The sequence below is a fragment of the Pseudonocardia sp. DR1-2 genome (assembly GCF_023717215.1).
Lineage (GTDB): Bacteria > Actinomycetota > Actinomycetes > Mycobacteriales > Pseudonocardiaceae > Pseudonocardia > Pseudonocardia alni.
Genome location: NZ_JAMQOF010000001.1, coordinates 576,307 through 599,574, shown reverse-complemented (window position 1 = coordinate 599,574; position 23,268 = coordinate 576,307). Strand labels below are relative to the sequence as shown.

Here is a 23,268-nt window from a genome sequence, read left to right as displayed (position 1 = left end):
ATCGGTGGACACCGTAACCGATCCGACCCGCCCGGTGGGGCCGACCGGGTTACGTCCACGTCCCGCGACGGGCCGATCGGGTCAGGCCGGCGACCCGTCGGTCACCTCCGTCACCCACACGACGGCCTCACCGGCCTCGTCGGAGGCCGCGAGGTCCACCTCGGCGGTGATCGCCCAATCCCGGTCGCCCGCCGGGTCGTCGAGGACCTGGCGCACCAGCCAGCGGTCGGTCTCCTCGGTGAGGTCGAACAGCTCGGGCCCGCGCGCGTCCGGCCCGAAGCCGATCCGGTCGTGGATCGCGAAGTAGGGGGCCAGGGCGTCCCGCCAGCGGTCGGCGGTCCAGCCGGCGTCGGCGTCGAGGTCGCCCAGCTCGGCGTAGCGGCCCATCGCCGCGAGCTCCACCCGGCGGAACAGCGCATTGCGCACCATGACCCGGAACGCGCGGACGTTGCCGGTGACCCCGGTCGGCGTGGCGACGGCGACCTCGGCCCCCGGCGGCAGCACCTCCCCGTCGGCACCCGCCCCGGCGGCGAGCTTCTCCCACTCGTCGAGCAGCGAGGAGTCGGTCTGGCGGACCAGCTCGCCCAGCCACTCCACGAGGTCGGTGAGCTCCTCGGTGCGGGCGTGCTCGGGCACGGTCTGGCGCAGCGCCCGGTAGGCGTCGGCCAGGTAGCGCAGCACCAGGCCCTCGGAGCGGGCGAGCTGGTAGTGCGAGACGTACTCGGTGAACGTCATCGCCCGCTCGCTCATGTCCCGGACCACCGACTTCGGCGACAGGACGGCGTCGGCGACCCACGGTGCGCCGCGGCGGTAGGTCTCCAGCGCGGCGTGCAGCATCTCGTCGAGGGGCTTGGGGTGGGTGACCTCCTCCAGGCGGGCCATCCGCTCCTCGTACTCGATGCCGTCGGCCTTCATCGCCGCGATCGCCTCGCCGCGGGCCTTGTTCTGCTGGGCGGCGAGGATCTGGCGGGGGTCGTCGAGGGTCGACTCGATCACCGAGAGCACGTCGAGGGCGTAGGTCGGCGACTCCCGGTCGAGGAGCTCGAACACCGCGAGCGCGAACGGCGACAGCGGCTGGTTGAGTGCGAAGTCCAGCTGCAGCTCGTCGACCACCCGCGCCCGTGGACGGGTCGCACCGTCCACGGTGTACTGCTCGACGACGCCGGAGGTGCGCAGCGCCCGGTAGATCGCGATCGCCCGCAGCATGTGCTTCAGCTGCCGCTTGCGGGGCTCGTGGTTGTCGGTGAGCAGGTGCTCCATCGCGGCGTAGGTGTCCCCGCCGCGCGACACCACGTTGAGCAGCATCGCGTGGGTGACCTCGAAGTGGCTGGTCAGCGGCTCCGGACGCGCCTGCTGCAGCTTCTCGAACGAGGTCTCCGACCAGCCGACGAACCCCTCGGGCGGCTGCTTGCGCTGTACCTTGCGGCGCTTCTTCGGGTCGTCGCCCGCCTTGGCCAGTGCCTTGGCGTTCTCGATGTCGTGCTCGGGGGCCTGCGCGACGACGGTGCCGACGGTGTCGTACCCGGCCCGCCCGGCGCGGCCGGCGATCTGGTGGAACTCGCGGGCCTTGAGCGGGCGCACGCGGCGCCCGTCGTACTTGGACAGGGCGGTGAACAGCACCGTGCGGATCGGCACGTTGATGCCGACGCCGAGGGTGTCGGTACCGCAGATGACCTTGAGCAGGCCGGCCTGGGCGAGGGTCTCCACCAGCCGGCGGTAGCGGGGGAGCATGCCGGCGTGGTGCACGCCGATCCCGTGGCGCACGAGGCGGGACAGGGTGCGGCCGAAGCCGGAGGTGAACCGGAACGCCCCGATCGTCTCGGCGATCGCGGCCTTGTCCTCCTTGGAGGTGACGTTGACGCTCATCAGCGCCTGCGCCCGTTCGACGGCGGCCTGCTGGGTGAAGTGCACGACGTAGACCGGCGCCTCACGCGTCGACAGCAGCTCGGTGATCGTCTCGTGCAACGGCTCGACGACGTAGCGGAAGTGCAGCGGCACCGGCCGCTCCACGGAGGTGATCTCCGCGGTCTCCCGCCCGGTGCGCCGGGTCAGGTCCTCCGCGAAGAACGACGTGTCGCCCAGCGTGGCGCTCATCAGCAGGAACTGTGCCTGCGGCAGCTCGACGATCGGCACCTGCCAGGCCCAGCCGCGCGACGGGTCGGCGTAGAAGTGGAACTCGTCCATGATCACCGAGCCGACGTCGGTCCCGGGGCCCTCGCGCAGGGCGAGGTTCGCCAGGATCTCCGCGGTGCAGCAGATGATCGGCGCCTTCTCGTTCACCGCGGCGTCGCCGGTGAGCATGCCGACCTTGTCCGCGCCGAACACCTCGCACAGCGCGAAGAACTTCTCGCTGACCAGCGCCTTGATCGGCGCGGTGTAGAAGCTGCGCTCACCGCGGGCCAGCGCCGCGGCGTGCGCGCCGATCGCGACCAGCGACTTCCCCGAGCCCGTCGGCGTCGAGAGGATCACGTTGGCGCCGGTGACCAGCTCCAGCAGCGCCTCCTCCTGCGCCGGGTACAGCGACAGACCGCGCTCGTCGAACGCCCACTCGGCGAAGGTGTCCACCAGCGCGGCGGGATCCGGGGGGTTCGCGGGGTCGGAGGAGCGCGGCAGCCGGTCGGTGAGCGTCATGATGGGACCGATCGTCGCAGACACCCCCGACACCGGGCGCCGCAGCGCCGAGGTGGCGCCCGCACTCGCCCGTGCGGGGGATAGCGTGGATGCCGTGGTGGGGGGCGGTGCGACGCACGGCGCCGGGCAGGCGCGCGCCGGCGCGGGTCCTGCTGCGCCCATGCCCGACCTCGTCCCGCCGATGCTGCCCGCCGCGGGGGAGCTGACCGACGCGGGCGACCCGGACCGCTGGGCGGTCGAGTTCGCCTGGGAGGGCCACCGCTGTGTGGCCTACGCCCGGCCCGGCCGCGTCCGGCTGCTGTCCTCCACCGCACGCAGCGTGACCGGGTCCTTCCCCGAGCTCGCCGTGCTCGGCGACCAGGCCCCGCCGGGCGGCATGGTGCTCGACGGCACCGTCGTCGCCCTCGACGAGGCGGGCCGCCCGTCGCGCGCCCCGCTGCTGCGCCGCACCGCGACGGTGTCCCCGGACGCGGCCCTGCGGACCGAGGTGCCGGTCGGCTACGTGGTCACCGACCTGCTGTTCTGCGACGGCCGCCGCACCCTCGAGCTGCCCTACCGGCGGCGCCGCGCGGAGCTGGAGGCGCTCGACCTGGCCGGGCCGAAGATCCTGGTCCCGCCCTCGTTCGGGCTCGACGAGGCCGACCTCGTGGTCCGGACCGCGGAGCGCTACGGCCTCGACGGGCTGCACCTCAAGCGGCTCGACCTGCCCTACCAGCCCGGGCGGCGCACCCGGAACTGGCTGCGGGTGCCGCTGCGCCGCCACCGGCAGGTGCTCGTCGCGGGCTGGGTGCCCGCCGGGGGCCCCGGCGGGGGCCGGGAGCGGATCGGTGCCGTGCTGCTGGCGCTGCCCGAGCCCGACGGGCTCCGCTACGTGGGCCGCGTCGGGATCGGCGCCGCCGACGTCGACGCCCGCACCGTACTGCGCGTCCCCGCCACCGGGAGCCCGCCGCTCGGGGTGCCCGACGGGATCGGCGTCGACGCCCGCTGGCTGGCCCCCGGCCTGGTCGCGGCGGTCGAGCACCGGGGCCGGACGGCCGCCGGACGGCTCACCCTGCCGTCCTGGCGCGGTCTGGTGGCGCCCGCCGAGCACGACGACGACCTGGCCGGCGCGATCGACGCGGCACGCCGGGCGGCGTCGGCGGCCCGCCCGACCGTCGCGCTGCGCCGCCCGGGCCGCGGGGCCGGGCAGGCACCCGGGCACGGCCCGGAGACCGTCGTCCTGCCCCGCGCCGGCGGCGCAGCCGCACCGGGCACCCGGCCCGCGTCCGAGGACGGGGACGCCCCGCCGGGCACCCGCGCCCCGGGCCCCGCCGGGGGCGCCGGCACCGCGGACCCCGACCGGCCCGCCGGTGACACGCCACCGGATGAGGGCCGCCCGGCCCGGCCCGGCGCGCACCGTGCCCCGGCCCCCGACGAGACCGTCCGCATCCGGGTCCGCGACGCCGTCCCGCCCGTCCCCGTGGACCCCGCGCCGCCGGCTGCCGCCCCGGACGGCCCCTGGCACGGGCCGCTGTCGCGGCGGCTGGAGCAGCACTTCGTCTACAACACCCTCAACACCATCGCCTCGCTGGTGCGCACCGACCCGCCACGGGCCCGGGAGCTGCTGCTCGGCTTCGCCGACCTGTCCCGGGCCGCGGACCGGGCCGGGGAGCCCTCGATCCGGCTCGACGAGGAGCTCGCCGCCGTGCGGGCGTACCTGCAGATCGAACGGACCCGGTTCGGCGCCCGGCTGACCACCGAGCTCGACGACCCGTCCGGGGCCGGTGTCGACCCGTCGTCGGCGGTGCCGCCGCTGTCGGTGCTCGCCGCGGTCCGCCGCGGGGTGCAGGAGGAGATCGAGCCGCACAGCGCGGGCGGCGCGGTCCACGTGCGGCTGGACCCGGACGCCCCCGGCGGGCCCGCCGCCCGGGTGGAGGTCCATCCGGCGGACCCGGCGGAGCGGTCCGCCCGCGTCCCGCTCGTCCTGTTGGTCCTGCCGCTGGGCGTGCCCGTCGTGTGACACCCGTCGGCGGGGGAGTGGCGTGCACCGCCCGGGGCGACGGACCTTCATCGATCCGGATAGCGTGCGCGCCATGCTGGGGCTGCCCGAGGGCACACGCGCGTGCCTGTTCGACCTGGACGGCGTACTCACCGACACCACGAGCGTCCACGCCGCGGCGTGGAAGCAGATGTTCGACGAGTACCTCCGTTCCCGCGACGGTGACGGGTACACCCCGTTCGACGTCAACGCCGACTACGGTCCGTACGTGGACGGGAAGCCCCGTCTCGAGGGGACCCGCAGCTTCCTCGCCTCGCGCGGGATCGAGCTGCCCGAGGGGTCCCCGGACGACTCCGCGGACACCGGGACCCTGTGGGGCCTGTCGACCCGCAAGAACGACCTCGTGCAGGAGCGGATCCGCACCGACGGCGTCGAGGTCTACCCGGGGTCGCGCCGTTACCTGGAGGCGGTGAAGGACGCCGGGCTCACCACCGCCGTCGTGTCCTCCAGCGCGAACGCGGAGCAGATCCTCCGGGTCACCGGGCTGGAGACCTTCATCGACCACCGCGTCGACGGCGTCACCGCCCGCGAGCGCGGCCTGCCCGGCAAGCCCGCTCCCGACACCTTCCTCGCCGCCGCGGCCGACCTCGGGGTGGACCGGTCCGCCGCGGTCGTGTTCGAGGACGCGCTGGCCGGCGTGCAGGCCGGCCACGCGGGGGACTTCGGCGCCGTCGTCGGCGTCGACCGTCTCGACCAGGCGGACGCGCTGCGTGAGCACGGCGCGGACGTCGTCGTCACCGATCTCGCCGACCTGCTGGAGCGTTCGTGAAGCCCGACCACCTGCCCACCTTCACCGTCGAGCCGTGGGTGGTCCGCGAACCGCGCCTCGACCTGGACGCGATGGGCCAGACCGAGTCGGTCTTCGCGCTGTCCAACGGCCACATCGGGCTGCGCGGCAACCTCGACGAGGGCGAGCCGCACGTCCTGCCCGGCACCTACCTGAACTCGTTCTACGAGGTGCGTCCGCTGCCGTATGCCGAGGGCGGCTACGGCTACCCCGAGTCCGGGCAGACGATCATCAACACGACCAACGGCAAGCTGATCCGGCTGCTGGTCGACGACGAGCCGTTCGACCTGCGCTACGGCACCCTGCACCGGCACGAGCGGGTGCTGGACATGCAGGCCGGCACGCTGAACCGCGAGGTCGAGTGGGAGTCCCCGGCCGGGCGCCGGGTCCGGGTCCGCTCCACCCGCATGGTGTCGCTGACCCAGCGTGCGGTCGCCGCGATCTCCTACGAGGTCGAGCTGGTCAGCAACGGCAACGACGGCAGCGGCGCCGCCGGTGACGCCGCGCTGCTGGTGCTGCAGTCCGAGCTCGTCGCCAACGAGCAGCTGCCCGGCCGCGACGCCGACGACCCGCGCCTGGACACCGCGCTGGACAACGTCCTGGAGCCCGAGCAGTCCCGGGCCGGGGACGCCGGGGCGACCCTGGTGCACCGCACCCGCAAGTCGGAGCTGCGCTGCGGCGCGGCGATGGAGCACGAGGTGTTCGGCCCGGACGGGGTCCAGGTGTCCACCGACGCCAACGAGGACCTCGCCCGCACCACCGTCATCGCCCGGGTCAAGCCCGGCCAGTCGCTGCGCGTGGTCAAGTACCTCGCCTACGGCTGGTCCTCGCGGCGCAGCCTGCCCGCCGTCTACGACCAGGTGCGCGCCGCCATCGCCGCCGCCCGCTACACCGGCTGGGACGGCCTGGTCGCCGAGCAGCGCGACTACCTCGACGACTTCTGGGCCACCGCCGACGTCGAGATCGACGGCGACGCCGAGCTGCAGCAGGCCGTGCGGCTGGCGACCTTCCACATCCTGCAGGCCGGCGCCCGCGCCGAGCGCCGCTGCATCCCGGCCAAGGGGCTGACCGCCGACGGCTACGACGGCCACACCTTCTGGGACACCGAGACGTTCTGCCTGCAGGTGCTGTCCTTCGTCGCCCCGGAGGCCGCGGCGGACGCGCTGCGCTGGCGCAAGTCGATCCTGCCGCTGGCCTTCGAGCGCGCCGAGACCCTCGGTCTCAAGGGCGCGGCGTTCCCGTGGCGCACCATCCGCGGCCACGAGTGCTCCGGCTACTGGCCCGCGGGCACCGCGGCGTTCCACATCAACGCCGACATCGCCGACGCGGTGAAGCGGCACGTGCACGCCACCGGCGACACCAAGTTCGAACTGGAGGTCGGGCTGGAGCTGCTGGTCGCGACCGCGCGGCTGTGGCGCTCGCTGGGCAGCCACGACTCGGCGGGCAACTTCCGCATCGACGGCGTCACCGGTCCCGACGAGTACTCCTCGATCGCGGACAACAACGTCTACACCAACCTGATGGCCCAGCAGAACCTGCGCTACGCCGCCGAGGTCGCCGCGAAGCACCCGCGGTCGGCGTCACGGCTCGGGGTGGACTCCGAGGAGATCGCGTCCTGGCGCGACGCCGCCGGCGCGATGTTCATCCCGTTCGACGAGCGCCTCGGCGTGCACCCGCAGTCCGAGGGCTTCACCGACCACCAGCGGTGGAACTTCGAGGAGACCCCGGCCGAGCGGTACCCGCTGCTGCTGAACTACCCCTACTTCGACCTGTACCGCAAGCAGGTCATCAAGCAGGCCGACCTCGTGCTGGCGATGCAGATCTTCCCGGAGGCGTTCACCGAGGAGCAGAAGCGCCGCAACTTCGCCTACTACGAGGCGATCACGGTGCGGGACTCGTCGCTGTCGGCGTGCACCCAGTCGGTGATGGCCGCCCGCACCGGGCACCTGGAGCTGGCCCACCAGTACCTCGCCGAGGCCGCCCTGGTGGACCTGCAGGACCTGGCGGGCAACACCGACCACGGCATGCACATCGCGTCGATGGCCGGGACCTGGACCGCGGTCGTGCTGGGCTTCGGCGGGATGCGCTGCGAGGCCGACGGGCTGTCGTTCGCCCCGGTCCTCCCGGCGTCGCTGTCGCGGATCTCGTTCGGCCTGAAGTGGCAGGGGCGCCGGATCCGGGTCTCGATCACCCCCGAGGAGACCGAGTACCGGCTCACCGACGGTGCCCCGATGCGGCTGCGCCACCACGGCGAGCCCATCGCGCTCGACGACGAGGGCCCGGCCACCGCGCCGACCCCCACCCCGGAGTGGGTGGAGCCGGTGGAGCAGCCCCACGGACGGGCCCCGCGGGTCCGCGGCTGACCGCGCCGGGCCGGACCGTGCGGGACGGCGGGGGACGGCGGATCCCGCCGCCGTCCCCGCGGCGGTCCGATGCCCGGTCCGTCGTTCACCGGATGGTCGTGCACCACTGGTAGCCTGGTCAGTCGCTCCGTCGGCGACAGGCTCGTCCTGCCACCGCGCGGACGTGTTGTGTACGTCCCCCCGGTGGAGGATCCCCGCGCCGTGCCCGAACCCACTTCCGCTGCCGGCTCCCCGGCTGACGCGGCCGACCCCGCCGCGCCGGTCGACCCGGAGCTGGCCCACGAACAGTCCTACGTGGCCATGCTCTACGAGCAGCTCGAGGACCGCCGTCGCGACACCGCGCGCCGGCTGGCCGACACGCTGCGCGAGGAGACCGTCGGCACCCCGCAGGCCATCACCCAGCGCGACGCCGCCGCGGAGATGCTCACCGACCGGCTCGCCGGTCTGCGTGCCGCCGAGCACGGGCTGGCCTTCGGCCGGCTCGACGCCGACGACGGCGAGATCCGCTACGTCGGCCGCATCGGCCTGCTCGACGAGGACAACGAGTACGAGCCGCTGCTGATGGACTGGCGGGCACCCGCCGCCCGGCCGTTCTACACCGCCACCGCCGCGAACCCCGAGGGGATGCGGCGGCGCAGGCACCTGCGGACCCGGCTGCGGCAGGTCGTCGCGGTCGACGACGAGCCGCTCAACCTGGCCGAGATGACCGAGGCGGAGCGGGCCCGCTCGGGCTCGGGGCTCACCAGCGAGGCCGCGCTGCTGGCGGCGGTGTCCTCGGCCCGCACCGGGCGGATGGGCGACATCGTCGCCACCATCCAGGGCGAGCAGGACCGCATCATCCGGTCGAAGCCGTCCGGGGTGCTGGTCGTGCAGGGCGGGCCCGGCACCGGGAAGACGGCGGTGGCGCTGCACCGCGCGGCCTACCTGCTCTACACCCACCGCGACCGGCTCGCCCGGCGCGGCGTGCTCGTCGTCGGGCCGAACCCGACGTTCCTGCGCTACATCGGCCAGGTCCTGCCCTCGCTGGGGGAGACCAGCGTCGTGCTCGGCACCGTCGCCCAGCTGTTCCCCGGCCTGGACGCGCGACGCACCGAGTCCCCGGCGACGGCCGAGCTGAAGGGCCGCGCCGACATGGCGCCGGTGATCGCCGCCGCGGTGCGCGACCGGCAGCAGCTGCCGCGGACCCCGGTCGAGCTCGTCGTGGAGCAGCAGCGGGTCGTCCTCGACCGGGACACGGTCGCCCAGGCCCGCACCCGGGCCCGGCGCTCCCGCAAGCCGCACAACGAGGCCCGCCGGATCTTCCGCAAGGAGCTGCTGCGGCTGCTCGCCCAGCAGGTCGCCCGCCGCGTCGGCGGCGGCGAGTCCGGCCTGCTGGACCGGCGCGACGTCGACGACATCCGCGACGAGCTCGCCGAGTCCGCCGAGGTCGCGACGCAGCTCGAGGAGCTCTGGCCGACGCTGTCGCCCGAGCAGCTGCTCACCGACCTGTTCGCCGACCGCCGCCGGCTCAACTCGGTGGCCCGGCGGATCCCGGCGCCCGAGCGGGCCCTGCTGGAGCGCGCGGCGCCCGACGCCGACGTGCCCCCGGACCTGCGCTGGACCCCGGCCGACGTCGCCCTGCTCGACGAGGCCGCCGAACTGCTCGGCGACGACGGCGCCGCCCAGGCCGCCGCCGAGGCCGCGGCGCTGCGCGAGGAGGTCGAGTACGCCCAGGGCGTGCTCGACGTGCTCGACCTGGAGGAGGACCTCGACCCCGAGCTGCTGCGCGCCACCGACATCATCGACGCCGACCGGCTCGCCGAGCGCATGCAGGTCTCCCGCTACGACTCCACCGCCGAACGGGCGGCCGCGGACCGCGAGTGGACCTACGGCCACATCATCGTCGACGAGGCGCAGGAGCTGTCGGCGATGGCCTGGCGGATGGTCATGCGTCGCGCCCCCGCCCGGTCGATGACCCTCGTCGGGGACATCGCCCAGACCGGTGACCGCGGCGGCGCGGGCTCGTGGGACGAGGTCCTGTCACCGTTCGTCGCACGCCGCTGGCGCCTGGAGCAGCTGACGGTGAACTACCGGACGCCCTCGGAGATCGCCGACGTCGCCGACGACGTGCTCGCCGAGATCGACGCCTCGCTGCAGCCGCCGTCGTCGGTGCGCTCGACCGGGGTGCCGCCGTGGGCGGCGGCGCTGCCCGCCGGGGCCGACGGCGACCGGGTCCTGGCCGAGCGGGTACGCGCCGAGCGCGACGCCGTCGGGGACGGGCGCACCGTCGTCCTCACGCCGCAGGGCCGCCTGGACCGGGTCCGGGCCGTCCTCGACGCCGCCGGGCTCACGACCCCCGAGCCCGCCGAGGGGGAGTCCGAGCTGGACGCACCGGTCGTCGTGCTGCCGGTCGCGGCGTCGAAGGGCCTCGAGTTCGACGCCGTCGTCGTGGTGGAGCCGCAGGAGATGCTCGACGAGTCCCCGCGCGGGCTCAACGACCTCTACGTCGCGATCACCCGGGCCACCCAGCGGCTCGGGGTGCTCCACTCGGGGGACCTGCCCCCGGTGCTCAAGCGGATCGGGCGGGCCGGCTGAGCCCGGCCCGGCGTTCGGCTCAGCCGGCCCGGTGGAGATCGCGCAGCAGCGCGATCTCCGCCCCGTGGTGGATGGCCTCCCGGTGGATGTGCAGCACCAGCGTCGCGAGCGGCGCGTCGGCGTAGGGACCCTCGGCCGGTCCGCACGGCCGGTCGAGGCCGTCGGCGCCGAGCGCGGCGACCCCGGCGGTCCAGCGGGCGTACTCGGTGTCCAGGGCGTCCAGGGCCGCCGCCGCGCTACCGGGGTAGGCGTAGGAGCCGTAGTCGACGGCCGGCCCGCCGAAGTGGGAGTGCGAGCGCATCGCGAACACCCCGACCAGGAGGTGCCCGAACCGCCACGCGATCGTCGTGACCGGCGGCGGCTCCGGCGTCGGGAACGCGAAGTCGATCACCCAGTCGCCGGACCCGGCGCCCGGCGGGGTCACCGACTCCCCGCGGCGGCGCACGCCCCAGCAGCCGGGAACCGGCTCCCAGTGGTACTCGTCGTCGGTGAGCCCGGCCAGCCGCGGGCGCAGTGCGGTCTCCCAGTGGAACGTCAGCTGCGCGAGCAGCTCGCCGTTCCAGTCGACACCCGTCCTCGTCCCCGTCTCCGTCATGACCCCACAGCCTGGCCCCGATCGCGGACACCGACTGCCCGCGTCCACACCCCCTGTCCGGTCGGCACACCCGTTGCGGCAGGTGTGGACACCGGACAGGGGGTGTGGATCCGGGTCAGCCAGCGAGGCGGACCGGGCGGAAGGCGCGGCTGCGGGCCCGCGTGGCGGCGGCGACCAGGGCACCGGCCAGGCGCAGGTCCTCGGCGTCGCGCTCGGGATGGGACTGGACACCGACGACCCAGGGCGCGTCGGTGCCGGCGGGGCCCGACGGGTCGCTCCACTCCAGCGCCTCGACGACGTCCCCGGCGCGGGCGGACACCCGCAGCCCGGGGGCGACCCGGTCCACCCCCTGGTGGTGGTGGCAGCGCACCGTCACCGGGCCCGGACCCAGGATCTCCGCGACCCGGGTCCCCGGCTCGGTCAGCACCGGCACCGGCGCGTACACCCCCGGTCCGACCGAGTGCGCTCCGGCGACCTGTGCACCCACCACGTCGGGCAGGTGCTGGTGCAGCGTCCCGCCGAGCGCCACGTTGAGCAGCTGCAGCCCGCGGCACACGCCCAGCACCGGGATCCCGCGGCCCAGCGCCCGGTGCAGCGCCGCCACGTCGGCGGCGTCCCGCCCGGTGCGCGGTGTGTCGGTGTGCGCGCCGGCCACCTGCCCGTAGCGGGCCGGGTCGACGTCCTGGCCGCCGGTGAGCAGGAGACCGTCGAGGGCGTCGACGGCCTCCTCGGCGCCGTCGGTCGGGGCGAGCAGCACCGGGACCCCGCCCGCGGCCAGCACCATCTCGACGTAGGTGCGGGGGACCAGCACGACGTCGTCGTCGCGCATGATCCAGTAGTCGGCCCGCTCGCTGTAGCAGCTGATGCCGATCAGCGGGCGCGTCACGAGCCGGCCCCGTGCAGCACGTCGATCACCTGGTCGCCGTAGCGCGCGAGCTTGCCCTCGCCGATCCCGGAGATCGTGCCCAGCGCGGCCCGGTCGGCGGGGGACCGCGTCGCGATCTCGCGCAGCGTCGCGTCGTGGAAGATCACGTAGGCGGGGACGCCCTGCTCCTTCGCCGTCGCCGCCCGCCAGGCCCGGAGCCGCTCGAACACCGGCGCGAGCTCGGCCGGCATCTCCACGGCCGGCTTCGACCCGCCCCGCGACCGCGACGACCGCGCCGCGCGTTCCGGCTCGGAGCGCAGCATGACCTTCTGCTCGCCGCGCATCGCCGCCGGGGACTCGTCGGTGAACCGCAGCGTCGAGTAGTTCCCGCCGACGGTCAGCAAGCCGCGCGCGACGAGCTGGCGCAGGACGTTGCGCCACGCGACGTCGGTCAGCTCGGTCCCGACGCCGAACACCGACAGCTCGTGGTGGCGGTGCTGGTCGACCTTCGGGGTGCGTCTGCCCAGCAGGATGTCGACGACCTGCCCGGCGCCGAACTCCTGGTTGCGCTCCTTCTTCAGCCGCCACACCGTCGACAGCACCTTCTGCGCCGCGACCGTGCCGTCCCACGACGACACCGGCGTCAGGCAGGTGTCGCAGTTCCCGCACCGCTGGGCAGCGGGCTTCTGCCCGAAGTAGCGCAGCAGCTGCGCCCGGCGGCACTCGGTGGTCTCGCACAGCGCGAGCATCGCGTCCAGGTGCTGGGCCAGGCGCCGCTTGTGCGCGGCGTCGCCCTCGCCGTCGTCGATCATCTTGCGCTGCTGGACGACGTCGGCGAGCCCGTAGGCCAGCCACGCCGTCGACGGCTCACCGTCGCGCCCGGCACGCCCGGTCTCCTGGTAGTAGCCCTCCACGGACTTCGGGAGATCGAGGTGGGCGACGAAACGGACGTCGGGCTTGTCGATGCCCATGCCGAACGCGATCGTCGCGCACATGACCAGGCCGTCCTCGCGCAGGAACCGGGACTGGTTCTCCCGGCGCACCGACGCGTCGAGCCCCGCGTGGTACGGCAGTGCCCGGATCCCCTGCGCGGTGAGGAACTCCGCGGTCTGCTCGACCGATCTGCGCGACAGGCAGTAGACGATCCCCGCGTCCCCGGCGTGCTCGGAGCGCAGCAGCTCCAGCAGCTGACGGCGCGGCTCGTTCTTCGCGACGATCCGGTACTGGATGTTGGGCCGGTCGAAGCTCGCGACGAAGGCCTGAGCCCCGGTCAGCTCCAGGCGCTGCGCGATCTCGGTGCGGGTCGCGTCGGTCGCGGTCGCGGTCAGCGCGATCCGCGGGACGTCCGGCCAGAGCTTCGGCAGCTCGGAGAGCAGCAGGTAGTCGGGCCGGAAGTCGTGCCCCCACTGCGCGACGCAGTGCGCCTCGTCGATCGCGAACAGGGCGATCCGGCCGCGTTCGAGCAGCCGCACGGTGGCCTCGACACGCAGCCGCTCCGGGGCGAGGTAGAGCAGGTCCAGCTCGCCCGCGAGGAACTCCTGCTCGGTGAGGCGGCGCTCGTCGGCGTCCTGGGTGGAGTTGAGGAACCCGGCCCGCACCCCGAGCCCGCGCAGCGCGTCGACCTGGTCCTGCATCAGCGCGATCAGCGGCGACACCACGACCCCGGTGCCCGGCCGGGCCAGCGCCGGTACCTGGTAGCAGAGCGACTTGCCGCCACCGGTCGGCATGAGCACCAGCGCGTCCCCGCCGCCGGTGACCTGCTCGACGATCGCCTGCTGGTCGCCGCGGAACGCGTCGTAGCCGAAGACGCGGCGCAGGATCTCGTGCGGGTCGCTGCTGTGCACCCGCTCCGGGGCCGGCTCCGCCTCCGGCTCCCGGCCCGGCCCGGCGGGAGCGGCGGCCCAGGCGTCCTCCGGTGGGGGTTCGTCGCCGTAGTCGTCCTCGGGTTCGGGCGGGAGCGGGATCTCGTCCGGGTCGGAGGCGTCGAACACGTCGTCGATCGTACGAGCCCCGCCGCGTGCGTCCCGCCCGGCACTCACCTCGCGGCACCGCCGGCCGCACCCGGGCGCGGTCGTGGCGTGGTCCCGGTCACCGCCCGGGTGTCGCGGGCGTCGCGGTGCTGCGCCGGACGGCCCCGGGGTGTAGCAAGGCCTGCAGGACCAACGGCGTTCGCACACCGGGCGCCGGGCGATCACGCGAGAAGGACGGATCCGTGGATCTGAAGATCGGGTACAAGGCGTCGGCCGAACAGTTCGGCCCCCGCGACCTCGTCGAGTACGCGGTGCTGGCCGAGGAGCTCGGGCTCGACAGCGTCTGGGCGTCGGACCACTTCCTGCCGTGGCGGCACGAGGGCGGGCACGCCCCGGCCGCGCTGCCCTGGATGGCGGCGGTGGGGGAGCGCACGAAGCGGGTGCAGATCGGCACCTCCGTGCTCACGCCCACGTTCCGCTACAACCCGGCGGTGCTGGCCCAGGAGTTCGCCACGATGGCGCTGCTCACAGGCAACCGCGTCGCGCTCGGCGTCGGCACCGGCGAGGCGCTCAACGAGATCGCGGTGTCCGGGCGGGAGTGGCCCGAGTTCAAGGAGCGCTTCGCCCGGCTGCGCGAGGCCGTGAAGATGATGCGCGCGCTGTGGACCGAGGAGTCGGTCAGCACCGAGGGCGAGTACTACACCTTCGTCGACGCCATGATCTACGACCGGCCCGAGCAGCCGGTGCCGATCTACGTCGCCGCGGGGGGCCCGATGGTCGCCCGGTTCGCAGGCCGGTTCGGCGACGGGTTCATCTGCACCTCCGGCAAGGGCATGGACCTCTACACCGACAAGCTCCTCCCGGGCGTCGAGGAGGGCGCGGGCAAGGCCGACCGCGACGCGGGCGCCATCGACAAGATGATCGAGATCAAGATCAGCTACGACCGGGACCCCGACGCCGCGCGGGAGAACACCCGGTTCTGGGCGCCGCTGTCGCTGACCGCCGACCAGAAGAACTCCGTCGACTCCTCGCAGGAGATGGAGCGCCTGGCCGACGAGCTGCCGATCGAGCAGGTGGTGAAGCGCTGGATCGTCGCGTCGGATCCCGACGAGGCCGTCGAGCAGATCAAGCCCTACCTCGACGCGGGCCTGAACCACCTCGTCGTGCACGGACCGGGGCACGACCAGCGCCGGTTCCTGACGCAGTTCACCGAGGACGTCGCGCCGAAGCTGCGGGCGCTCGCGTGAGCGCCGCGACGAGCGCGCCCGCCGTCACCCGCGACGGGCGGGTGCTGCGCTGCCGGGTCTCCACCGGCCGGCACGGCACCCTCGACGGGCCCGCCATGGCCGAGGTCACCGAGGCGCTGCTGGCGCTCGACCCGGCCGAGACCGGAGCGGTGCTGGTGCACGGCGACGGCGAGAACTTCTGCACCGGCGGTGACGTGCGAGCCTTCGCCGGGGCCGAGGACCGCTACGCCTACGTGCACGGCCTCGCCGACACCTTCCACTCCATGCTGCGCCCGCTGGCCGCGTCGCCGGTGCCCACGGTCGCGGCGGTGCCGGGCTGGGCCGCCGGTGCGGGCATGAGCATCGCGCTGGCCTGCGACCTCGCCGTCGGCGGGACCTCGACCCGGATGCGTCCGGCCTACCCCGGCATCGGGTTCTCCCCGGACGGCGGGATGACCTGGACGCTGCCGCGGCTGATCGGCGCCGCGCGGGCGCGGCGGGTCCTGCTCACCGACGAGGTCCTCGAGGCCGAGACGCTGGCCGAGCTGGGGCTGCTCGCCTCCGTCGTCGACGACGAGCGGGTGGCCGACGAGGCCGCCGCGGTCGCGCACCGGCTCGCCCAGGGACCGACGGCCGCGCTGGGCCGCATCCGCGGGCTCCTGACCGCGACCTGGGACCGGGGACTCGACGAGCAGCTCGCGGCGGAGGCGGACTCCATCGCGACCTGCGCCGCGGGTCCGGAGGGTGCCGAGGGGCTCGCCGCGTTCGGCGAGAAGCGCCTCCCGCAGTTCCACTGACCACCGCACACGACGAGGGGGCGCGGACCGTCCGGTCGCGCCCCCTCGTCGTCGGTGTGGCCGGTCAGCGCCCGCTGGCGGGGCTCCCCGCGACGACCCGGCGTGAGCGCTGCGGGCCGCGGGCGGTGCCGGGCATGCCCACGGCGAAGCGCCGGGCCGGGCGGTGCAGGCCCGGGCCGAGCGGCCAGCCCGCGTCGAGCGGGGCGAGCAGGCGGTCCAGCTCGGAGTCCGGGGTGGCGCCGACGCTGTTGCGGAGCAGCCGCTGGAACTCCTCGTACTCGGCGAGCGCGTCGGCGACCTGACCGCCGGCGAGCAGGGCCTCGACCAGGGCGCGGCGCGACCGCTCGCGGCTCGGCGCGGTGGCGACGGCCCGGCGCGCGACGGCGACGGCGTCGTCGTGCCGGTCGGCGGCGGTGAGCGTGCCGGCCAGCCCTTCCAGGGCGGACAGGCGCAGCTGACGGAACCGTTCGCGCTCCACGGCGATCCACGCCGCGGTCCACGACGGGAGGATGTCGGCCTCCAGCAGCGCGGTCTCCGGCGCGCCGATCTCCCGCACGGTGCGCAGCATGCTGGGCGCGGACAGCCCGCGGATCAACAGCATGGCCTCGGTGAGATCGACGACCACGTCGTCGCCGAGCTGCAGCCGGCCGAGGTGGTCGGCGTCGAGCAGTTCCGGTACGTCGACGCCGGCGACGGCCTCGTCGAGCAGCCGGGCCGCGGGGACGGGACCGACCCCGGGCCACAGCGTCGCGGCGAGCGCCGCGGTCGGCTGCGGCCGCCGGTGGACGGCGAGGTAGGCGACCAGGCGACGGGAGTCGACCGGCAGCGGGACGGCGCGGTCACCCGCGCGCAGCCCGAACGAGCCCAGCACCCGCACGTGCGGGGTGGAGGTGGGAGTGCTCTGCTCACTGGATCGACAGTGATCGTCGGACATGGCCGTTTCCCCGGATCGGTCGTGACGTGCGGCCCGCGATCGGCTCCGCACGGAGCCGGGGCGCGCCGGGCGGGAGGCCTCGGATCGCGGAGCGGGCACGACGGAACCGCACCGACACGGACGGCGGGCGGCGTCTCCGTGTGGTGTCGTGGGACGAGGATAGCCCAGCAGTGCCCACGGTGTGAGATCCGGGTACGGCCGGATTGTGAGATCTGCGTCAGGCCCGGGAGAGCAGCCGGACGTGGGTCCCGTCCGGGGCCCGCCACACGTGGAGGCTGTCGCAGAGCTGCCGGGCGATCCAGGTCCCGCGCCCCCGTGCCTGCGACGGGTGCGGCGGCGCGAGCCCGATCAGCGGCAGCGCGATCGCCCCGCTGTCCTGCACCTCGCAGACCAGCTCCCCGTCGCGCGCCCACACCGACAGCCCCGCCTCCGGGGAGCCGTGCTCGACCGCGTTGGTGGCGACCTCGTTGACCGCCTGCACCATGTCCTCGCCGCGCACGGTGTCGAACCGGCACACCCGGGCGGCCTCCTCGACGGCGTCGCGCACCCGGGACAGCTCGAAGGTGTTGTAGGACAACGTGACGTCCGGCGGTCCGAGCAGGTGTGGCGGCGCGATCGGCAGGGCCGCGAGGACCTCGGCGGGCGGGCGGTGCCGCGGGTTCTCGGTGAGCCCGGACGCGCGCAGCCGCAGCGCGTGGTTGGCCACCGCCGACTCGCCGACCGCGCCGTGCAGCGGCAGCCGGGGGTAGGCGCACACCTGCAGGACCGGCAGCCCCGCGAGGGAGATGTTGAGCGCGGCCTCCAGCTCGACCCAGAACCCGCCGTCGACTCCGTCGAGGTCCGGGTCGTGCGCGCCCACCACGAACACCGGGCGGCCCGAGGAGGTCAGCGCCCGCAGCTCCCGGGCCCGCCAGGCGGCGACGGTCTGTCCGGACTCCCGGGCCGAGCTGGTCAGCGAGGTGAGCCTGCCGAGCTCGACCTCGTCGCCGAGCTCGTCGTGCAGCGCCTGCTCCAGCGGCGCGGGCAGGTCCACCGCGATCCGGGCGCCGGTGTCCCGCGCCGCGGCCCGGGCGGCCGGGGCGACGGCGGCGAGCAGCTCGACCGGGTCGTCGGCGTGCACGAGGGCGTGCCGGAAGCCGGGCGGGCGGGGCGCGGGGTTGACCTTCACCGGAGCTGTCCTCCCGGGTGCACGACCCCGGGGGCCGGCGGACGGTCGTCGAACACGAGCTGGGGGGAGAAGGCCGCGCCGCAGCGTTCGAGCACGCGCAGCACCCGCGGCCGGACCCGGTGCAGCACCAGGCGGTGCGTGGCCGGGAAGCCCTCGGCGGCGTGCACCAGCGCGACCGCGGTGGCGACGTCGACGAACCGCACCGAGGCCAGGTCCAGGCCGATGTCGGTGGAGGCGTCCGCGGACCGCAGCGCGGCGTCCAGTGCCGAGTGCAGCAGCGAGGTGATCTTCGAGCGGTTGCTGTGGTCGACCTCGCCGGCCAGCCGGGCGTGACCGGTACCGAGGCGCACGATCCGGAGCAGGCCGTCGTCGTAGGCGGTGGAGCAGGGGACGTGGTCGCGGTGCAGCGCCCGCATGATGTCGATCTGCTCGGCCGGGAAGTGCTCGGTGTCGTAGGTGCACAGCGCGGTCAGCCCGCCCGCGCTCTCGCGGACCAGCCGGGCCAGCAGGCCGTCGTACTCGGGCAGGGTGCCCGCGGCGCCCGCCTCGAGCACCGAGTGCATCTGGCCGGTCATCCGGGTGCCGTTCCAGCCGAGCTCGCGGGAGCGGGCGACCTCGCCGGACATCCCGGCGTGCACCTCGGACAGCGGGGTGCGGAAGGTGTGCCGGGTCCGCTCGGCGGGCAGGATCTCCAGCTGGCCGCGCCGCAGCGGGTCGTCGACCTCGACGCCGTCCTCGACGAGGCGGCGGAGCAGGACGTCGGCGGCGCCGTCGTCGTCGAAGTAGAGGATGCGCTCGCCCCGGTCGAGACCGTGCGCGACGTAGGCGGCGGCGAGCTCGCCGAGGTGCTCCGTGCTGTCCGGGACCGCGCACACGTGATCGCCGGACGTCAGCGCGTCCGCCAGTTTGATCACGTCTCACCTGCCGCGCGCGCCCCGCCACCGCACGTCGCGGCGCCGGGCACACCCCGTCACGAACTCCTGGACGGATCAACCGTACGGAGGCCCTCGGCGGGGACCGGAGACCTCGGAGCGTATGGGGCGCCGAACCGACGGTGACGCGCGACGAGCGGATCGCCACCGGCGGGCGACCGGGGTCGGCAGACCCGGTCCGACCAGGACCTACGGCCGTTCGGCGCTGCCCGGTGCACGCCGGACGGCGGTCGCACCCGGTGTCCGGGTGGTCGCCGTCCGGCGCGCTGCGGGCGGGTCAGGCGGCCGGGTTGACCGCGACCGAGGTGGTCGCGCTGCCCTGGATGGTCTGCAGGACGACGCAGTACCGCTCGGTCAGCTTCACCAGGGTCGCGACCTTGTCCTCGGCGGCGGGCTCACCGCCGTCGCGGATGTCGACGTCGAAGGACAGGCGGATCTCCCGGAAACCGACCGGGGCGTCCTTCGCGACGCCGAGGGTGCCGCGGAAGTCGAGGTCGCCCTCGGCGCGCACGGCGCCGAGCACCTCGAGCTCCAGCGCGGTGGCCACCGCGCGCAGGGTCACCCCGGCACAGGCCACCAGCGCCTCCAGCAGCATGTCGCCCGAGCACAGCTGGGTGCCGTCGCCGCCGGTGGCCGGGTGCAGGCCCGCCTCGGCCATCGCCTGGCCGGTCGAGACCTTGCACGCCACACCGGAGCCGAGCTCGCCGTCCGCCTTGAGGGTGATGACCGCCGACTCCGGGTCGTCGCGGTACTGCTGCTTGAGGGGGGCCTGGATGTCGCGCAGGGAGATGTTGGTGTCGGTCATGTCCCCATCCTCACCCCGACGGGGCGCCCCGCACATCCCGACCCGACGACTAGGGTGCCCGGTGTGGGCGGGGAGAGCGACACCGGACGGGCGGCAGCGGTGCGCCGCAGCGCCCGCGAGGCCGCCGACTCGGTCCGCGAGGCCCGCGACACCGTCCGGGACACGGTGCGCGACACCGTCCGGGACTCGGTGCACGACACCGTCGGCCCGCCCACCGACGACGACCGGCTCTGGACCGTCCCGAACGCGCTCAGCATGCTGCGCCTGGCCGGGGTACCGCTGTTCCTGTGGCTGATGCTCGGCCCGGAGGCCGACGGCTGGGCCGTCGCGGTGCTGGCGATCGGCGGGTTCACCGACTGGCTCGACGGCAAGCTCGCCCGCGTCCTGGACCAGTTCAGCCGGTTCGGCGCCATGCTCGACCCGGCCGTGGACCGCCTCTACATCCTGGCCGCGCTGGTCGGGCTGGCCGTGCGCGACATCGTGCCGTGGTGGGCGGTGGTCGCCCTGGTGGCCCGCGACGTCGTCCTCGCCGTCTGCGTGTTCGTGCTGCGCCACCGCGGCTACGGCCCCTTCGAGGTCGTCTACCTCGGCAAGGCCGCCACCTTCGTCCTGCTCTACGCCTTCCCGCTGCTCCTGCTCGGCGACGGTCCCTCGCCCGCCGAGGCCGTGGTCGGCGTCGTCGCGAACGCCTTCGCCATCTGGGGCGTGGCCCTCTACCTGTGGTCCGGGCTGCTGTACCTGGTCCAGTTCCGGCTGGCACTGCGGCGCCCGGCGCCGGGCGTCCCGGCCCCGTCGACCCGGTTCGATCACGGCGGCGCCGGGGGATAGGCTCCCCGGCGTGAGCTCGGAGATTCCGTCGGACCTGTCCTACACCGAGGCCCACGAGTGGGTGCGCCGCAGCGGGGACGGGGTGGTCCGGGTCGGCATCACCGACCACGCCCAGTCGCAGCTCGGTGACGTCGTCTTCGTGCAGCTGCCGGCCGTCGGCGACACCCTCGCCGCGGGCGACGCCATGGGCGAGGTCGAGTCGACCAAGTCGGTGTCGGACATCTACGCCCCGGTCGGCGGTGAGGTCGTCGCCGTGAACGACGGGCTGGACGCCGGTCCGGAGCTGGTGAACTCCGCCCCCTACGGCGACGGGTGGATCGTCGAGATCCGCCTGGCCGAGGGGGCCTCGCTCGACGGCCTGCTCGACGCCGAGGCCTACCGCCAGCTGTCCGACGGCGCCTGAGCCGGCCCGCCCGCCGCACCACGCGGCACGGCGCGCCGACCTCCGTATCGCCCCGGCCGCTCCGACCGGTAGGTTCACATCCCCTGGACGTGCCGTCCGGAAGGGACCGGGACACCGGCCCCGCACAGCCCTGACCGCCCGGACGCCGTCCGGGCACCGCATCCGCGAGGAGGAGTCCCCGAGGTGACCACGAACGACCCGCGCGACGTGCCACCGGAGCGCGCACCGGAGACCACGTCGGTCTTCCGGGCGGACTTCCTCGCCGACGTCGAGCAGCCGGCCGCCGAGCCCGCCGTCTCGGGTGTCGACGGGCTTCCCGCCGGGTCGGCGCTGCTCGTCGTCCGGCGCGGTCCGAACGCCGGCTCGCGCTTCCTGCTGGACGTGCCGACCACCAGCGCCGGCCGGCACCCCGACAGCGACATCTTCCTCGACGACGTCACCGTCTCCCGGCGGCACGCGGAGTTCCGCCGCGACGCCGGTGAGTTCGTCGTGGTCGACGTCGGCAGCCTCAACGGCACCTACGTCAACCGCGAGCCGGTCGACACGGCGGTGCTCGCCAACGGCGACGAGGTGCAGATCGGCAAGTTCCGGCTGGTCTTCCTGACCGGGCCCCGCGAGCCCGGCGCCCAGGGCTGACCGCGGGTCCGTGCGGCGGCGCCCCCGGTGCCGCTCACGGACCCCCGCGTACGACCGGCCCGTCGCGGCCGGGGGTGCTCCCGTACCCCCTGGTGCGACGGGCCTTCTGCGTGCACGGGGACCGGCGGGTGTCGAGCCGACACGCCGTGCGCGACGGGCGTGTGACGATCGTCGAACGGACCCCGTCACTCCCCGTCCGGAGGCGCGCGTCGGGGCGGACCGCCGTGTAGCGTCATCAGGTGTCGGTGGCAGTGCGGTGACAACGACACTGAGCCCGTCGGGGTCCGCCGCACGGGCCAGGGCGAGCAAGGCGATCAGGGCGGCCGGGGTGGCGTGTCCACCCGGGTGGCCCGACAGGCCCGACAGGGCCGGGGAGGCGGGCTGATGAGCGAGATGCGCGTCGTGGGCGTCCGGGTCGAACTTCCGGCGAACCAGCCGATCCTGCTGCTGCGGGAGACGAACGGCGACCGATACCTCCCGATCTGGATCGGATCGGTGGAGGCGACGGCGATCGCCCTGGAGCAGCAGGGGGTCAAGCCCGCGCGGCCGCTGACCCACGACCTGCTCAAGGACGTGATCGGGGCACTCGGGCGGCGGCTCGAGCAGGTGCGGGTGACCGACCTGCAGGAGGGCACCTTCTACGCCGAGCTGATCTTCGACGGCGGCGTCACGGTGTCCGCGCGGCCGAGCGACTCGATCGCGCTGGCGCTGCGGACCGGTGTCCCGGTGCACGCCGACGAGAGCGTCCTCGCCGAGGCGGGCCTGGTCATCCCCGACGAGCAGGAGGACGAGGTCGAGAAGTTCCGCGAGTTCCTCGACTCCGTGTCGCCGGAGGACTTCCGCGGGGCCCAGCCGGGCTGACCCGTCCGGGTGACCACCGCCGTCACCCGGCGGTGGAACCGCATGGACCACGGTCCGACCGTTCACCGACGTCACCGACCGTTCGGCGGCTGTACGCCCTCCGTACCCGGCAACCCGGGCGGGTGTCCGGTACGCCCGGGTCGGCGAGCCGCGTTGACCACCTCGGCCACTGGGCCTACCGTCATCACGACTGATGACATCCGTGGAACTCACCCACTACCCAGAGTCACATGGTAGGGGAGGGCCACGGTCCCGACCGAGGGAGACCGCGCGGTGCAGACGCCACCACCCGAGGGGCCGGGTCAGGGAGAGCTGTTCCCGGACCCGCTCGTCGGTGAGGGGCTCGACGGGGTGACCGACCGCCTGGTCGGCTTCCGCGGGCCGACCGCGTGTCAGGTCGTCGGCATCACCTACCGGCAGCTGGACTACTGGGCCCGCACCGGCCTGGTCGTGCCGTCGATCCGCGGCGCCGCCGGATCGGGCAGCCAGCGGCTGTACTCCTTCAAGGACGTCCTCGTCCTCAAGATCGTGAAGCGGCTGCTCGACGCCGGTGTCTCGCTGCAGAACATCCGGATCGCCGTCGAGCACCTGCGCCGGCGCGGGATCCGCGACCTGGCCGGCATCACCCTGTTCTCCGACGGCACCACCGTCTACGAGTGCACCTCCCCGGAGGAGGTCGTCGACCTGCTGCAGGGCGGCCAGGGCGTGTTCGGGATCGCGGTGTCCGGGGCGATGCGCGAGATCTCCGGCGTCATCAAGGACTTCCCGGCCGAGCGGGCCGACGGCGGCACCGTCGACGAGGCCCCCGAGGACGAGCTGGCCCGCCGCCGCGCACGCCGCGCGATCTCCTGACTC

19 protein-coding genes are annotated in these 23,268 nt (G+C 74.6%); 11 read left to right on the top strand and 8 right to left on the bottom strand.

Annotation, left to right across the window (positions count from 1 at the left end):
• Nucleotides 1-81 precede the first annotated feature (81 nt).
• The gene (locus ND486_RS02790) at nt 82-2,631 is read right to left on the bottom strand and encodes an RNA helicase (protein ID WP_251782630.1); all 2,550 of its coding nucleotides are present in this window, start codon (nt 2,629-2,631) and stop codon (nt 82-84) included.
• Between the two features lie 160 nt (nt 2,632-2,791).
• On the opposite strand from ND486_RS02790, the gene ND486_RS02785 reads away from it, so the two are divergent.
• The 4 genes from ND486_RS02785 to ND486_RS02770 all read left to right on the top strand — a co-directional run bounded on the left by ND486_RS02785 (nt 2,792) and on the right by ND486_RS02770 (nt 10,393).
• On the top strand, nt 2,792-4,630 hold the full coding sequence (locus tag ND486_RS02785) for a histidine kinase (RefSeq protein WP_251782628.1): 1,839 nt from the start codon (nt 2,792-2,794) through the stop codon (nt 4,628-4,630).
• Between the two features lie 73 nt (nt 4,631-4,703).
• Entirely contained in the window at nt 4,704-5,438 is a 735-nt protein-coding gene (locus ND486_RS02780; RefSeq protein WP_251782627.1) for a beta-phosphoglucomutase family hydrolase, read from the top strand.
• The gene (locus ND486_RS02775; protein WP_208820309.1) at nt 5,435-7,819 is read left to right on the top strand and encodes a glycoside hydrolase family 65 protein; all 2,385 of its coding nucleotides are present in this window, start codon (nt 5,435-5,437) and stop codon (nt 7,817-7,819) included. Before ND486_RS02780 ends, ND486_RS02775 begins: the two co-directional genes overlap by 4 nt.
• Before the next feature lie 300 nt (nt 7,820-8,119).
• Nucleotides 8,120-10,393, top strand: coding sequence for an ATP-binding domain-containing protein (locus ND486_RS02770; RefSeq protein ID WP_251783000.1), 2,274 nt, complete (start codon nt 8,120-8,122; stop codon nt 10,391-10,393).
• Nucleotides 10,394-10,412: 19 nt separating this feature from the next.
• Here the strand turns inward: ND486_RS02770 and ND486_RS02765 are convergent, their stop codons facing one another.
• From ND486_RS02765 to recQ, 3 genes are all read right to left on the bottom strand, one after another.
• Nucleotides 10,413-10,988 carry a DinB family protein gene (locus tag ND486_RS02765; RefSeq protein ID WP_251782625.1) on the bottom strand — a complete coding sequence of 192 codons (576 nt, stop codon included), beginning with the start codon at nt 10,986-10,988 and terminating at the stop codon, nt 10,413-10,415.
• 115 nt (nt 10,989-11,103) lie between these two features.
• A complete protein-coding gene (locus tag ND486_RS02760) occupies nt 11,104-11,874 on the bottom strand; it encodes a gamma-glutamyl-gamma-aminobutyrate hydrolase family protein (RefSeq protein WP_251782623.1) in 771 nt (256 codons plus the stop codon).
• Nucleotides 11,871-13,697, bottom strand: coding sequence for a DNA helicase RecQ (recQ, locus tag ND486_RS02755; RefSeq protein WP_251782999.1), 1,827 nt, complete (start codon nt 13,695-13,697; stop codon nt 11,871-11,873). The genes ND486_RS02760 and recQ overlap by 4 nt, the downstream gene beginning before the upstream one ends.
• A gap of 368 nt (nt 13,698-14,065) precedes the next feature.
• On the opposite strand from recQ, the gene fgd reads away from it, so the two are divergent.
• Both fgd and ND486_RS02745 read left to right on the top strand, forming a co-directional pair.
• Nucleotides 14,066-15,070, top strand: a complete 1,005-nt coding sequence (fgd, locus tag ND486_RS02750) for a glucose-6-phosphate dehydrogenase (coenzyme-F420) (RefSeq protein ID WP_208820313.1) — start codon at nt 14,066-14,068, stop codon at nt 15,068-15,070.
• Nucleotides 15,067-15,846 (top strand): enoyl-CoA hydratase/isomerase family protein, encoded by a 780-nt coding sequence (locus tag ND486_RS02745; protein WP_251782622.1) that lies wholly within the window; start codon nt 15,067-15,069, stop codon nt 15,844-15,846. The genes fgd and ND486_RS02745 overlap by 4 nt, the downstream gene beginning before the upstream one ends.
• 64 nt (nt 15,847-15,910) lie before the next feature.
• Here ND486_RS02745 and ND486_RS02740 read toward each other — a convergent pair whose 3' ends face one another.
• The 4 genes from ND486_RS02740 to ND486_RS02725 form a co-directional block, all read right to left on the bottom strand.
• Nucleotides 15,911-16,780 (bottom strand): BTAD domain-containing putative transcriptional regulator, encoded by an 870-nt coding sequence (locus ND486_RS02740; RefSeq protein WP_251782620.1) that lies wholly within the window; start codon nt 16,778-16,780, stop codon nt 15,911-15,913.
• A gap of 217 nt (nt 16,781-16,997) precedes the next feature.
• Nucleotides 16,998-17,948, bottom strand: a complete 951-nt coding sequence (locus ND486_RS29520) for an ATP-binding protein (RefSeq protein ID WP_251782618.1) — start codon at nt 17,946-17,948, stop codon at nt 16,998-17,000.
• Entirely contained in the window at nt 17,945-18,862 is a 918-nt protein-coding gene (locus tag ND486_RS02730) for an MEDS domain-containing protein (RefSeq protein WP_251782616.1), read from the bottom strand. The genes ND486_RS29520 and ND486_RS02730 overlap by 4 nt, the downstream gene beginning before the upstream one ends.
• A gap of 295 nt (nt 18,863-19,157) precedes the next feature.
• Complete coding sequence (locus ND486_RS02725; RefSeq protein WP_251782614.1) at nt 19,158-19,685, bottom strand: OsmC family protein; 528 nt, start codon at nt 19,683-19,685, stop codon at nt 19,158-19,160.
• 189 nt (nt 19,686-19,874) lie between these two features.
• Here ND486_RS02725 and ND486_RS02720 point away from each other — a divergent pair, with 189 nt between their 5' ends.
• From ND486_RS02720 to ND486_RS02700, 5 genes are all read left to right on the top strand, one after another.
• A complete protein-coding gene (locus ND486_RS02720; RefSeq protein WP_308215805.1) occupies nt 19,875-20,513 on the top strand; it encodes a CDP-alcohol phosphatidyltransferase family protein in 639 nt (212 codons plus the stop codon).
• A 10-nt stretch (nt 20,514-20,523) separates the two neighbouring features.
• Nucleotides 20,524-20,916 (top strand): glycine cleavage system protein GcvH, encoded by a 393-nt coding sequence (gene gcvH / locus ND486_RS02715; RefSeq protein WP_062394959.1) that lies wholly within the window; start codon nt 20,524-20,526, stop codon nt 20,914-20,916.
• 183 nt (nt 20,917-21,099) lie between these two features.
• The gene (garA, locus tag ND486_RS02710; protein WP_062394962.1) at nt 21,100-21,552 is read left to right on the top strand and encodes a glycogen accumulation regulator GarA; all 453 of its coding nucleotides are present in this window, start codon (nt 21,100-21,102) and stop codon (nt 21,550-21,552) included.
• A gap of 384 nt (nt 21,553-21,936) precedes the next feature.
• Nucleotides 21,937-22,413: a bifunctional nuclease family protein gene (locus ND486_RS02705; RefSeq protein WP_010224693.1), complete on the top strand. Its 477-nt coding sequence runs from the start codon at nt 21,937-21,939 to the stop codon at nt 22,411-22,413.
• Nucleotides 22,414-22,686: 273 nt separating this feature from the next.
• Complete coding sequence (locus ND486_RS02700) at nt 22,687-23,265, top strand: MerR family transcriptional regulator (protein WP_208623102.1); 579 nt, start codon at nt 22,687-22,689, stop codon at nt 23,263-23,265.
• Nucleotides 23,266-23,268 lie beyond the last annotated feature (3 nt).

Coding starts and splice junctions, on each gene's coding strand:
- ND486_RS02770 (WP_251783000.1), top strand. CDS start 8,120: ATGCTCTACGAGCAGCTCGAGGACCGCCGTCGCGACACCGCGCGCCGG.
- ND486_RS02740 (WP_251782620.1), bottom strand. CDS start 16,780: ATGTCCGACGATCACTGTCGATCCAGTGAGCAGAGCACTCCCACCTCC.
- ND486_RS02705 (WP_010224693.1), top strand. CDS start 21,937: ATGAGCGAGATGCGCGTCGTGGGCGTCCGGGTCGAACTTCCGGCGAAC.
- ND486_RS02780 (WP_251782627.1), top strand. CDS start 4,704: ATGCTGGGGCTGCCCGAGGGCACACGCGCGTGCCTGTTCGACCTGGAC.
- ND486_RS02790 (WP_251782630.1), bottom strand. CDS start 2,631: ATGACGCTCACCGACCGGCTGCCGCGCTCCTCCGACCCCGCGAACCCC.
- ND486_RS02785 (WP_251782628.1), top strand. CDS start 2,792: ATGCCCGACCTCGTCCCGCCGATGCTGCCCGCCGCGGGGGAGCTGACC.
- ND486_RS02725 (WP_251782614.1), bottom strand. CDS start 19,685: ATGACCGACACCAACATCTCCCTGCGCGACATCCAGGCCCCCCTCAAG.
- ND486_RS02765 (WP_251782625.1), bottom strand. CDS start 10,988: ATGACGGAGACGGGGACGAGGACGGGTGTCGACTGGAACGGCGAGCTG.